This is a genomic window from Edaphobacter sp. FHG110511_03 (assembly GCF_059115365.1).
In genome coordinates this window covers 302,780-315,986 of record NZ_JBZYWL010000003.1, presented here as the reverse complement: position 1 = coordinate 315,986, position 13,207 = coordinate 302,780, and the positions used below count along the sequence as shown (strand labels likewise).

Sequence of the window (13,207 nt, the reverse complement as noted above, 5' to 3'; positions counted from 1 at the left end):
TGCATGACAATCTTTGCGGGCATTTTTCTTATCCTTAAGAGGAAAGCAAGGCTCGCACAAAGGCAGGTAGATATGGATTGGAATGGTAACTGACAGTCTTCCCGGCCGATTGAGGAATGTGCTTAACCTGTATCTGTAGAAGAGGTTCCATCATGGTTCAGAACATCTCCGGCATACGGTACGGCAAAGTACTTCTCGGCATTGCAATCTTGCTCATCCTATTCATCCTCAGTGCCTATGTTTATCTGAGGGTTGGTCCGGTTCCAGTTGCGGTTACAGATCCACCTTTTCCCTTTGAAAAACCAATTGTCAGAACTGCGGTTAGAGCACGTACCGCTCGCCAGAATCAAAGCCCTCCTTTTGCTGCCAGTGAAGACGTATTTAAATCCGGCGCTGACATCTATCGCCAGCACTGTTCCATGTGCCACGGGAATCCGGGCCACGATGCTGCCCTTGCCAGTCAAATGTTTCCGGCCCCACCTCAACTCTGGAAAAAGCATGGCCCGCATGGGGTAGTTGGCGTAAGCGATGACGATCCTGGGTTTAGTTACTGGGTTGTATCAAACGGGATCCGACTGACGGGTATGCCTTCTTTCTCGCATGCTCTGTCTGATAAAGAAAGATGGGAAGTAACTCTCTTACTCAAGAATGCAGATAAGCCGATGCCCCCGTCCGTCGGTCAGATCCTGAACGCATCCGAATCGCATGAGCAAGAAACCCGTCCTTGAACGGTGTTATGTCGCGCGACTTCAACACATAGCTTGCGCCGCTCTCTTCGTTCCTATAGATGAGCGGAATTTCCTTGAGATTTCCGGGCATCCCACTTCCCTATCACGACATCTAACGCACCAGCCGAACGACTCCATCTGATCCTAAGTAATACTTTCCGGTTAGGCCGACTTCCTCAAAACCAGGTATGTGATGGCTTACTTCCAACGCAGAGTTCCGCAAGGGGTTCGTCATGGATGATTTACGGTGCCCGAGTATGGATCGATTAGGCGTGCGCCTGATAGACGCCTATCGCCGATTGAACGACATAGAAGATTTCGCGAGCTCCCTGGCCGATCAGGTCCGAGCGCAGAGCGAAATGGCTGCAGTCCAGGAACAGCTGGAAAAACATCGCGAGGAATGCCCTTTGTGTCGCTCAATCAGGTGGAAGCAGGAGGTCGCGCGTGCGTTCTGCAGTTCAGAACCCGTCTGGCGCGGCACAATGGCAAGCTGAGCAGGCATGGCTCCCAGTTTCGTCTTCCCTTCCGAGGAAGGAATGGAGGAGTCCTGCGTCGCAAACAGAGTTCCAACCATTTGCCACGCGAATGGTGCGGCGAGGCATGGCAAATGGTTCGTGATGGTCTGCGAGACGATCTACCGCAGCACCAGATTCGTAATCGCTGGCACCGAGGTGTACAGCAGCACTAAGAGCCCCGCAAGGCAGGCGAGTGCGAAGCTGTGCAGGATTACAAAGCGCAGCAGAGTTCCTTCTTTTCCATAGTGATCGGTCGCGGTCGTGGCCACGACAATGCTCTGCGGTGCGATCATCTTTCCCATCACTCCTCCCGCGGAGTTGGCTGCCGCCATCAGGTAGGCGGAGATGCCGAGCTGTTGTGCGGTCAGTTTTTGCAGGCTTCCGAAGAGAACATTTGAGGAAGTGTCAGACCCCGTAGAAGCGGTTCCAATCCATCCGATAAGGGTTCCGAAGAAGGGATAGAACTTGCCCGTGCGTGCGAATGCCAGGCCAAGCGTTGCGTCCATGCCGGCGTAGCGCGTCACAAAACCCAATGCCATCAGGGCAGCGATGGTGATGAAGGTGAAGCGCATGGAGACGAAGGTCTCGCCGCATGTCTTCGCAATGATGCCGGGACGGATGCCCATCGCCAGGCCTGCGACGATGGCGGCGATGAAGATTCCGGTTCCGGTGGCGGAGAGCCAGTTGAAGTTGAAGATGGCAGCTTCAGCGACGGGAGTCGGCACGGCCGGAGGCATGCGCAGGACGACGTGATGCAGGCCGGGGATGACGATAGGAATCGTGCTGATGGAGTCCAGCCAACGCGACCACTTCGGCAGTCCCCAAAGAACGATGAAGAGAGAGAGAATAGCCCACGGAAGGATCGCCTGCTTGAGAAATCCCTTCTGCCGCTTCGCAGACGTGCGAGAGATCGGAGGAACCACTTCAAGAGTTGGGTTGAGGATCCGCTTCGGCCTCCACACCCGCAGAAGCAGCAGCAGAGCCACGATGGTGAAGCTCGAGGAGAAGATATCGACCAGCCAGGGACCGTGGAGGGTCGCGACCAGAAGCAAAGTGAGGCTATAGACTCCTCCGGCGACGAGAATGGCCGGCCAGATCTCGAGCATCGCCGCCCATCCCGCATACGCGCAGATCAGCCAGAACGGAACCAGGATGCAGAAGGGAGCGATCATGCGTGCGGCCACACGCGAGAGCAGAAGCGTATCCAGGCCGGTGATTCCGTGGAGCGCCACCATCGGGATTCCCAGTCCTCCGAAGGCAACCGGAGCGGTATTGGCCAGCAGGGAGAGTCCCGCCGCCTGAAGCGGAGGAAAACCGAGACCGATAAGAATCGTTGCACAGATGGCAACCGGGGTTCCGAAGCCCGCGGATCCCTCGAAAAAGGCCCCAAAGGCAAAGGCGATCAACAGGAGCTGAAGCCGGCTGTCCTGCGTGACTCCAACAAGGCTTTGCTGCAGAAGCGTGAAGCTGCCGGAGCGATGGGTCAGTTGATAAAGAAACAAAACAGGAAAGACGATCCAGGCGATAGGAAAGAGTCCGTAGGCCGCTCCGTAGGCAGTGGAGAGCAGCCCCATCTTTATAGGTAGATGGAAGATGCCTATCGCGATTGCAAAGGCCGTCGCCAGACCGGCGAGAGCCGCCAGGTGGCCCTTCACCCGAAAGACCCCCATGGTGACCAGCAGCACGCAAAGCGGAAGCGCTGCCCATGCCGCAGAGAGGAGCCAATGGCGCGCAGGATCATAGCTTTGCGCCCACTTCACAGCTGGCTCCAATAGAAGACACACGAGGGACGTGCCAGGAGAAAAGGCTTGTATGGAAATAAGATTTAGAATGCTCGCCCTCGCGCTAAAAAGAATGACGACCAGTATGGTCGAACCACTGCGCAACTGTAAATAAAGACAGACGTCAATTTTGGGGTACTCTCCTTGTAGGCGGCCCCAAATCCGAGCTTCGGCATCTCATAAAACCAGGAAATGGCTACTTTAAACTCATCGCATTTTCAATCTCGAGAAAATTTTCCTCTGGTACTGATCGTCCTCCTGAACTGGCAGGACGCGGAAGAGACTGCGACAGCGGTCGCCTCCGTCCACCAGATGGATTACCCGAACTTTCGCGTTTTGATCGTCGATAATGCCTCTGGAGACGATTCCCTGGTCAAGCTTCGCGCTCTCGCGGGGGACACGGTAGAGATTCTGGAATCCCCCATCAATACCGGGTACACCGGAGGGTGCAACCTGGGGATGAAGCGGGCGCTGGAGATCGATGCAAAGTACGTCTGGCTCCTGAATAACGATGCGGTCGTTGACCGGAAAACCCTCTCGTCGATCGTTGCGCTGGCGGAAACCGATCCTTCCATCGGGCTGGTTACGCCCCAGATTGCGGCTCTCGACGAAGACAGGCTGACCTTTGCAGGCGGCGTGCTCTCTCTCAAGGACACGCTTTACAACGAAACCCATGACCCCACCGTAGCCGAGGAGTGGAATACACGCTATCCGAACTCCGGCCTGGTGATTGGAACTGCGATGCTGGTCCGGACAGAGCTGATGCGGAAGATTGGAATGCTGGATCCCCGTTTCTTCGCTTACTTCGAAGACATCGACTACTCTGCCCGAAGCACGAAGGCAGGATTCCGGAACGTGGTCGATCCCCATTCGGTCGTGCGGCATCTGGAGAAGAACCGAAATACGAAGCCGTTCGAGATTAAGCCTCATTATTGGTATTACGTGGCCAGAAACGAGAGCCGGTTCTGGAGGAAGCATCTTGGTCTGGCGGCCAGCATGCGGCTGGCGTGGTATAGCTTCAACGGATTCATCCGGCATCGCAATCGTCTGACGACAAGACCGGAGAGCTCCCAGGCCATTCTTGCGGGGCTCTGGGACGGCTGGCTCAATCGTGGAGGTCCCTACCACCCGGGAGTTCAGATGCCGGCGCTTCCCGCTGCCCTTGTGAACGCCTACAGCCGGCGAAAAACCCTGCAGCCCACGGAAGAGCGCATGAAGGGCGATGTCGTCACCGACTCCTAATAGGGCAGTTTTCCGAGCCGCGAAAGAAGCACCGTCTCCGCTCGGAACAAGAGCGGATCGCGATTGGTCGCCATACGCAACAGATTCATCGGCTGCATGTTTGCCGGAGTATTGATTCCTCCATAGAAGGAGAAGCACATCCTGTAGCCAAGGGACTGCGCGATCGCCTCCGTCTTCTCATCGAAGGCGCCCCGGATTCCAACTGGATACGCGAGGCTGCGCACCTCCGCTCCAATGCCTGCTTCGATATTTTTCCTGGATTCGCTGAGCTCCCAGCCCTGTTTGTCCGGAGGCATCTGCCCGAGGATTCCGTGGGTCTGGGTGTGCGATCCGACCACCATTCCGGCGGCCCTCATCTCACGGGCCTCCTCCCAGGTGATAAAGCGCCGCCCCGTGGCAGGAACAGCACAACCTGCCTGCTCGCGAAGCTCCTTGAGAATCTGTTCGCCGTTTACGTTGTCTGGGCGCTTGTAGTGGCGCAGCACGTTTCGGATGGCCTGTTCTCGATCGCCGCTGAGGCTGATAGTCGTGGGGACCGGGCTTTTGAGCGTGATCTGCAAGCGAGGTGAGTTGCGAACCAGATAGGCGATCTCGTCCCACCACGGAACAAGGGATGTTCCGACATACTCAGGGACAAGGAAGAAAGTTCCAGCACAGCCGTTGGACTTGAGAATCGGAAACGAGACTAAGTAATCGTTGATATAGCCATCGTCGAAGGTGATCGCTATATAGGTCCGCTTGAGCGGAGTCTTCCCTGCCACAAGCGCTTCAAGCTCCTCGCCGGCCACGATCGGGAAATGTCGCTTGAAGTAGTTCAGCTGCATGTCGAAGGCGTCCGCGGAGGCGCTGAAGACATCGCGGTCGAAACGTGACGAGGCTGCGTCTCCGACACGGTGGTGATTGACGATCAGGATGCCGGGCTTGGATCGGAAGCTTTCGAGGATGGCCAGGGCACCTGAGTTCTTGAGCGCCGTGGCGGCGAGTTCTCTCTTCGACATTCGGGAAAAGTTCTCCTCTTTACAGTCTGACTGGATTGGATGCTTCAACCTGCCCTCTAAGAAAGCTTTCGTCGCAAGCCCAAAGAGCGAAGCACCGTTCCCGCGACTACGCGCGTACAACCTTTTAGAGTTGCCGCGGTGGGGCGCCAGTCGTGGCGGTCGAAGTCGAAGAAGGCGAGCTCGCCGCGATAAGTCTGCCGGATCTGGCCCCAGGTGAGCAGACCGCGTTCCACATAGCGCGGCAGGGCAGGAATGTCGCGGCGCAGAACAACGTGACGATAGCCAAGATGGGTCGGCTCGACGGGCTCGACAGGCTGCCCGATAAGGTCGAGATAGTGCAGCCAGCCGATATCGACACCGGCATAAACGGAGGCGTCGGCAGTGACACTGTACCTCGGATTAGCCTCGATAAGACGAACGATGCCGTCGCGCGTATCGCGTTTGACCTCGATCTCGCAGATTCCGACATAACCGATGCCGCGAAGAAATTTGTCGCAGAGGTTTGCGACCTCGGGGTCGATGACCGGCTCAACCATCGAGCCGCTGCCGAAGAGAACCGGATGCGCGCGCAGCTCATGGACGACAGTATGGCCCAGCCGGCGGCTGCCCGCTCCATAGACGGAGAGGTAGCAGTACTTGGCGTCATCGCCTCCGGCGATAATCTCCTGCGCGACAGCTTCGGGACGCAGGATCTCGGCGTGAGAGTACTTGGCGAAAAGCTCTTCCGGCGTATCGGCGGTGAAGAGCTTGAGGCCGCGCAGAGGATTGCCTTCAGGAAGAGCGTCCCACTCGCGCTGGTGGCGGGGCTTAACCAGGCAGGGGAAGCGCGCCTGCGCGGCGAAGTTCTCCAGATCGGCGCGCGATTGAATGTAAGCTGTACGCGCGATAGGCAGGCCATGCTGGGCGGCAAGAGCGTACTGCTGCTCCTTGGTGGCGAGTGCGGCCTGGACCGCAATGGAGTCGAGGGAGAAGATGTAGTGCTCTTTTAACGCCTCGACGTGTTTGCCCAGGGCGGAGACGAAGATGTCTGCGGCCGGAATGATGACCGGCCTTCCACCCAGTTTCTGCGCCAGCTCGATCATGAATGCCGTCCACTGCTCCGGATGAGTGTCCGGGTTAGGGCAGAGATAGGACTTTCCGTATGAAGAGCTGAAGCCCTCGTGGCTGCTGTCGCAATCGATGCCAACCGTCCGCACGCCGCGACGAAGCAGATCGCGCATAAGGTTCAAGCCCGTCTGAAACACGCTGGCGACGACCACCGGGGGCCAGTCACTTTGAGCGCGAAGAGATGTCACGCGTTAGTGCCTCCTGGAGCAGGCTTAAGCGGGCAATCGAGCGCCCGAAGTACTGCTCCATCAGCATACCGGTACGTCGTTCGAAGAAACAGAGGCAAACAGGTTCGCAGATCGGATCGCTGAGGGAAGATCAGTTGCGGGACCGCTCTTTTATGCTCTTCGCCAGCCGTTCGATCTCTTGAGCCTTTTTGACGACCGGCACCGAGAGAGTGTCCTTGTTGCTCTTGGCCACCTCGGCCTTCAACTCCTGCGTAAGCTTGTAAAGCTTTTCCGTGTCAGCCAGCAGATCGGCGCGCTTCTTCTCTTCGGGAGTGAGCGGCGTCTTTGCAGAGGAAGCTTCTCCTTGGCTCGCCGCAGGCTTCGAACTAGCGCCTTCGGCCGGTTTATCGGCGGCGGGAGCCGGGCTTCCCTGCTGCGCAGAGGCCGGCGCAGAAAAGCTTACGACTGCACACAGAATAAGCATCAGAAAGGAGTTACACGAACTCGGCGACGACGCACTCATTACGAATCAGATTCTCCTTCTGACGATGAGCCCTCGCGTAGATCTCTCCCGCGGTGATTCATGGTGGTAACGATTTTATTCCCTCCCGCAAAACGGCGGCAGAACCTGTGCGTTGTCGTTTGTGAGTCGTTTAAAGACAATTCAATGTTTTACTTAAAAAATATTAGTTTTGCATATGGAATATGCTTGCCGCTAGAATCTCCCCGTGCCGGTTTCACCTCCGCGAGGTGGGTACCTGACTTCAAGCACTTCAAGGAGTATTTTCTGCATGACTCAATCCCGTGTATCTGTCGTTTGTCTGGCAATCCTTCTGATGGCCTTCAGCGCCTGCGTCTCCGCGCAGAGCCCCGCAGCCGATCAGCGGCGCAGCGAGGCGGCCAATGAGCCGCTGCAGATGGGAGATGCGACCAAGCGGGATGCAGCCGCGGTCCAGGATGCTCGCACCGGATGGTACGCGGAAGCGCTCAAGACGCACGATGAACGGCTTGAATGGTGGCGCGAAGCAACGTTCGGATGCTTCATTCACTGGGGCGCCTACTCCGTACTTGGAGGGGAGTGGAAAGGTAACCCGAATCCCGGATACGCCGAGCACATCATGCGCGTCGATCGCATTCCGCTGGCAACATATCGCGACGAGGTAGCAGCGAAGTTTCATCCCGATCAGTTCGATGCGAACGAGTGGGTCCGCCTGATCAAGTCCGCGGGGATGCGCTACATCATCATCACCTCGAAGCATCACGATGGCTTTGCGATCTGGCCTTCGAACGTGAACGGCTACAACATCCGCGACGTCGCCCACTTCAAGCGCGATCCGCTCCGTGAGCTGGTGGACGCTGCGCGGGCACAGGGACTTCACGTGGGCTTCTACTATTCGCATGCCTTCGACTGGGAAGACCCGAATGCTCCCGGCAACGACTGGGACTACAACAATCCAGGTGGCGACAAGAAGCTGTTCGGCGGCGTCGACTGGTATATCGAGCATCCAGAGCTGATCCCGCGCGTGGAGAAGTACGTCTACGGCAAAGCCATTCCACAGCTCCAGGAGCTGATCTCTCGCTATCACCCGGACATTCTCTGGTTCGATACGCCGACCAAGCTACCGTTTTTCGAGCAGGCCGCCATCGTCAAGGCAGTGCGTGCTGCCGGACCGGATATTGTGATCAACGGTCGCGCCGCCCGTAATGAAGCCATCAACCTGGGAGACTACCTGAATACCGCCGACCGTCCTGCGGAGCTGCGGCCTACCGCCGGAGACTGGGAGGCGATTCCGACCACGAACGAATCCTATGGCTGGGACCAACTCGATAATACGTATAAGCCCGTTCCTTACTTCATTCAGTTAGTGGCCAAGGCGGCGGCAAAGGGCGGCAATATCCTGCTCAACATCGGCCCACGCGGGAACGGCACCATTAACCCTCCCGACGTTTCCATTCTTGAGGGAATCGGCCAATGGATGAATGTGAACCAGGAGAGTATCCGCGGCACCACCCGAACCCCGCTGGATCGCCAGGCATGGGGCGACTCCACGCTGAAGGGAGACACGCTGTACCTGCATGTGTTCCATTGGCCCGGCGATAGAAAGCTCGTCGTAGGCGGCCTCCAAAGCGATGTGCAGACTGCATACCTCTTGAGCGACCCCAAACGGCAGCCGCTCAAAGTGACTCGAGTCAACGCAACCGACCTCAGCCTGCTGCTGCCGGAGAAGGCGCCCGACGGCGCGGATTCCGTCATCGTGGTCGAGAGTAAGGTTCCGGTGAAGGCAGTTCTGGGCCGGCTTCTGCAACCGGAATTCGACAGAAACATACTGCTCGGCTTCGATGCAGCGACACAGGGAGAGGGGTTCAGCTACGGCGATGGCAAGACAGCTCGCTATTACGTGGATGGGCTAGAGAAGCGAGGCAATGCGCTCTCCTGGAACGTGCGGGCCGATAGACCCACGCAGTTTTCGGTAGACGTGCGCTACAGCACGCCGAAGACAAGCCTCACCCCAGGCGCGCGCTTCGTTGTGCGGTTTGGATCCCAGGTTCTGACCGCTCCAATCACTGCAACCGCGGGTGAAAGAGAAGTAGGAACACTCTCGCTGGGGAAGATCGGCGTGGCACAGGGCGCAACGCAAAGGCTCGAAATCACCATGGAGGGAGCGACGACGCCAGTTCATTTCTTTGAAGTGGGGCTGGCGCCTGCTTCACCGCAATAAGGAAAAGCCCGGAAATCAGCGCACAGATGCGCCGAGCTCCGCTTCCTCATTAAGGGGAAGCGGATTGCTCTGCGCGGGAGTTGCAAGACTTGTCAGAACCGTCACCACGAAATTGAGAACGAGTGCGAGAAACCCCGCATTAAATCCGTGAAAGGGATCGCGATGCGAGAGCATCAGCATGGCGACAACGAGCAGGCCCGAGACGAGACCTGCGGCAACCCCAAAGGCGTTGACGCGAGGCCAGAAGAGGCCAAGAACAACCCCCGGAAAAAACTGGGTGACACCCGCGTAGCCTAGAAGCAGAAGCGCGACAAGCGTGCTGGAGCTATGCAGAGCCAGCCCGAAGCTCGCCATGGCAAGCACCAGAACGGTTGCCTTCGCCAGTCGCGCAACGCTGTCCTCCGTAAGCTGTGGTGCGAACAAGGGCCGGAAGACATTCTTGGCGAAAAGTGTTGACGCCGTAAGCAGGATGATCGCGGCGGGAACCATCGCGGTAAGCGCACCAGCACCGCCAATGACACCGAGAAACCACGCCGGAAACGTCTTGCGCGCCAGCATCAGCAGCGACATGTCTCCATTGGTGAGGCCGGGAACGATAAGCAGGGCTGCAAATCCCGCAATCAGAATGAAGACAAGGCTCAGCGTGTAGAGCGGCGTAACGATCGCGTTGCGGCGCAGGGTTTCTCCGCTTTTAGCGGTAAAGGCCGCGCCGAACGTATGCGGCCACATGTAGAAGCCGCACGCACTCAAAATGACAGTGGAGATGAACCAGGCGTGCCCCATTGTCTTTGTTGCGCCTGGCATCACCAGGTGCGTGGGATGGGTTGCCGCAAGCGTGTGAAAGAGTGGGCTGACGCCTCCGAAGTAATGCAGCGGAACGTAGATGCCAATCGAAAGCGCTGCAAGGATCATCAGGAAGTCCTTGATGACGCTGACCCATGCCACCGCACGCATGCCACCGAAGAAGACAAAGAGCGCCACCAGCGAAACCGCGATAAGCATCGAGGCATTGCGCGGAATCTGGTCGAAGCTGGCCACCTGCACGATGATGCCAAGGCCGGTGAGTTGGATCTGCAAATACGGAATGACGAAGATCACGCCGAAAAGGGAGACCAGAAGCGCAAGCCCCTTGCTGCGATATCGCTTCTCGAAGAAATCGGACTGCGTCTGCAGGCCATGACGTCGGCCAAGCTCCCAGATATAGGGAAGGATATAGAAGGAGACGACGTAGCCCAGGGTGATATAGGCCATGATGTAAAGCGCCGGCCCGCCACGCGAGTAGGCCCATCCGCTTGCGCCCAGAAAGGCGAAGGTCGTATAGATCTCCCCCGCCATCAGCAGCCACATGAAGAGCAGGCCAAAGCTGCGGCCGGCGATCGACCACTCTTCCAGGTCCATCTTGCGACCGGCGCCCGCACAGAAGCCCACCACGCTCCCTACCAGGACGATGAAGAAGATCACGCTCATCGCAATGACGCTGGGCGTCATAGGGCCGAGCCTCTCTTTCTGCGCTCCTCTACGCGGTTTGCGAGCGCCATGCAACCGCTGCTCAAGACGATCCACAGAATGAGCCAGAAGAGATTGAAGGGCAACCCGAAGACCATGGGCGTGACACGGTCCCACCACGGCACCGTGAGGCACATGCCAACCAGGGGAACGAAGCCAATGGCCACAGCGAGTGCAGAGGGTCGTCTCATAATATTTCCCTTCCACGCCGATCTTATGCGAAGTCGATCGCGATGACTTCGTAATCCAGAACCGACTGCACATGAAACTTCAGCGTGCTGCCGGTCAGCGTATGCGGCATGGCGCCTTCTTTCATCAGAGTGTGCACGCGAGCGACGCGCTTTCCTTTGGGAATCTCAACCTCAACCGACTGCGGCGGAGAGGCGATCAGCTCATGCATCTGCGGCCGCATGGCCATCGGGTTGGTGAAATTGACGAGATGGACGGTCATGGAATTCTTCTGCTCCCAGGCCGTAGCATCGAACATCCCTTGCCCGGTCACACGCAGAGGAGACGGCTCGTTCGTGGCCCACTCAATCGCATTCAGCAACAGGCGCTGGTGATCGTGCGCCATCACATCCCAGTAAACGCGGTCGATATCCCAGGGGAAGTAGACCACCCGCCCCGCACCCACTTGGTTCATGAAGACGTCCGGTATGTCTGTCTTCTCTACCGTCCAGAAGGTCTTCTCCATGGGAAGATTCGCAACCGCGGGAATTCGCGATAGAGGCTGCCGGGCACGATCGGCGTGCGGTTTGACGTTCAGCTGCCAGGTGCCTCCGATCAGCGTGTCGGCATCTTCCATGCCGCGCAGCAGCGTGGCGTAGAGAGGACTTTGCTTCTGCGGATAGAGATACGTGTTTTGCAACGCCGTCTTTGTATTCACGCGCGAGACGAAAGAAGCTCCAAAGAGATCGGCGAGACCAAAGTCTTTTCTCAACTCGCCATGCTCATCGCAAAGTGAAGTCTCATACGTAGCAACAATGCTTCCGCCGCGCTGAACGAACTCGCGCAACTGCTGGCACTGTTCATCAGAAAGAGCAGCAATGTTAGGAAGGATCAGCGTCTTGAACCGATCGACATTGGCGGCAGTCAAAGTGTGGTCATGCACCATCTCGAACGGAATGCGTGCCTCAATCAGCGCCTGGTAGAAACCCAGCTGCGGATCTTCCACCAGCCGATGCGCATCGGCCGCCCCAGCGTAAAACTGGGCCGTCTGCTGCGAATACACCATGCCGACCCGCGCGACGGGAGCGGTGTTGCGCAGGTAGCGCTCGTTCTTGTAGTGCCAGACGTAGAGGTCTTCAATCACCTTCAGTCCGCGCCTGTCATGCAACTGGCCGGAGACCATATTGAACCAGGGACGCAGCCCATTCGCCACTCCATCCTGGACCCAGACGCGAGTCTCGGCGGCACTCTTAGTGGAGTTCAACCAGCGGTAGGGCGACACGATGCCGACGTTGAAGATGCCGCCAATGGCCTTGTTGCCCAGCGTGGAGCGATACTCCTTGCCGTTCTTGCCGTTGGCCCACGGCACCATCACGCGCTCACGGCACTGCCGGTCGGCGAAGAGCGTCGGCGAAAGCTCCCCGACCTTTTTCATGTCGAGCCCGCTCAAGGCTCCGCCACCGGAGTTCGCAATATAGCGAGCGTCAGGGCGAACCTTGCGAATCTCGGTATCCCACAGGTTCCACAACTCGAAGCGGCGCGCCTGTTCCCACATCAGGTAGTTGCGATACACGGGATTTCGCGGATCATGGTTACGGGGCAGGTCTTCGTGATACGCCTGGCGGAAGTTGCGAACGCAGTGCTCGCAGTAGCACATGCCGTTGCCGGTCCAGCGATTGGAGAAGATGCCCCCGACGTTATACATCTCCACAATCTCGCGGGTAACGTCAGTCATGAAGTCGAAGTTGTACGGACCCAGCGTGCAGGTGAGCCACATATTTGGATAGTCGGGATGCGGACGTTTTTTTCCGTTCGCATCCACGGCGATCCAATCAGGATGTGCTTCATACACATCCTGATACGTCGCATGCGGATCGGTACGTGCGAGCACGACCATATTCTGCTTGCGACAGCCCTCCACCATCTCGGCGTAAAAGCTTTCATTACCATCGAGCCACTTGCTGCGATGGTGATATTTAATCTTCGTTGGATAGAAAGCTACGACACCACCTGCTGAGAGACACGCCCCATCGGCATGGATGCGCCTGAAGTAATCGAACCAGAAGGCGCGATCCATCTTCGCGGGATCGTCTTCCGTTAGATTGAGCTGGGCCCAGCGCATGGGGCGATCGAACCATTCGGAGTCGGCGGAGACCAACGGCGCGGCCCCCCCCGGCGCGGTCATGGCAAAGGCGGCAGCAGCAGTCGTCGTCTGTAAAAAATCTCTGCGAGTCATCATGACATTACTCCGAAAGAAAAAATGAAAACAACAAGG

The 13,207-nt window shown here is 57.7% G+C and carries 10 protein-coding genes; 3 read left to right on the top strand and 7 right to left on the bottom strand.

The window, feature by feature from the left end; all coding sequences use genetic code 11:
* Positions 1-152: 152 nt before the first annotated feature.
* Positions 153-728, top strand: a complete 576-nt coding sequence (locus AC5S26_RS14710; RefSeq protein WP_494185658.1) for a c-type cytochrome — start codon at positions 153-155, stop codon at positions 726-728.
* Positions 729-1,362: 634 nt separating this feature from the next.
* Here the strand turns inward: AC5S26_RS14710 and AC5S26_RS14705 are convergent.
* Positions 1,363-3,003: an L-lactate permease gene (locus AC5S26_RS14705; RefSeq protein ID WP_494185657.1), complete on the bottom strand. Its 1,641-nt coding sequence runs from the start codon at positions 3,001-3,003 to the stop codon at positions 1,363-1,365.
* A 213-nt stretch (positions 3,004-3,216) separates the two neighbouring features.
* On the opposite strand from AC5S26_RS14705, the gene AC5S26_RS14700 reads away from it, so the two are divergent.
* On the top strand, positions 3,217-4,266 hold the full coding sequence (locus AC5S26_RS14700) for a glycosyltransferase family 2 protein (RefSeq protein WP_494185656.1): 1,050 nt from the start codon (positions 3,217-3,219) through the stop codon (positions 4,264-4,266).
* Here AC5S26_RS14700 and AC5S26_RS14695 read toward each other — a convergent pair.
* The 3 genes from AC5S26_RS14695 to AC5S26_RS14685 all read right to left on the bottom strand — a co-directional run bounded on the left by AC5S26_RS14695 (position 4,263) and on the right by AC5S26_RS14685 (position 7,022).
* A complete protein-coding gene (locus tag AC5S26_RS14695) occupies positions 4,263-5,264 on the bottom strand; it encodes a polysaccharide deacetylase family protein (protein ID WP_494185655.1) in 1,002 nt (333 codons plus the stop codon). The two genes, AC5S26_RS14700 and AC5S26_RS14695, sit on opposite strands and share 4 nt — an antisense overlap.
* A 56-nt stretch (positions 5,265-5,320) precedes the next feature.
* Entirely contained in the window at positions 5,321-6,559 is a 1,239-nt protein-coding gene (locus tag AC5S26_RS14690) for a carboxylate--amine ligase (RefSeq protein ID WP_494185654.1), read from the bottom strand.
* A 130-nt stretch (positions 6,560-6,689) separates the two neighbouring features.
* Positions 6,690-7,022: a hypothetical protein gene (locus AC5S26_RS14685; protein WP_494185653.1), complete on the bottom strand. Its 333-nt coding sequence runs from the start codon at positions 7,020-7,022 to the stop codon at positions 6,690-6,692.
* A gap of 307 nt (positions 7,023-7,329) precedes the next feature.
* On the opposite strand from AC5S26_RS14685, the gene AC5S26_RS14680 reads away from it, so the two are divergent.
* Positions 7,330-9,258, top strand: coding sequence for an alpha-L-fucosidase (locus AC5S26_RS14680; protein WP_494185652.1), 1,929 nt, complete (start codon positions 7,330-7,332; stop codon positions 9,256-9,258).
* Positions 9,259-9,273: 15 nt separating this feature from the next.
* On the opposite strand, the gene AC5S26_RS14675 is transcribed toward AC5S26_RS14680, so the two are convergent.
* From AC5S26_RS14675 to AC5S26_RS14665, 3 genes are read right to left on the bottom strand one after another with little or no spacing between them, the layout of a single operon-like run.
* Positions 9,274-10,746 (bottom strand): sodium:solute symporter family protein, encoded by a 1,473-nt coding sequence (locus AC5S26_RS14675; protein ID WP_494185651.1) that lies wholly within the window; start codon positions 10,744-10,746, stop codon positions 9,274-9,276.
* A complete protein-coding gene (locus tag AC5S26_RS14670; RefSeq protein WP_494185650.1) occupies positions 10,743-10,955 on the bottom strand; it encodes a DUF3311 domain-containing protein in 213 nt (70 codons plus the stop codon). The genes AC5S26_RS14675 and AC5S26_RS14670 overlap by 4 nt, the downstream gene beginning before the upstream one ends.
* Before the next feature lie 23 nt (positions 10,956-10,978).
* Positions 10,979-13,171, bottom strand: a complete 2,193-nt coding sequence (locus tag AC5S26_RS14665) for an alpha-amylase family protein (protein ID WP_494185649.1) — start codon at positions 13,169-13,171, stop codon at positions 10,979-10,981.
* Positions 13,172-13,207 lie beyond the last annotated feature (36 nt).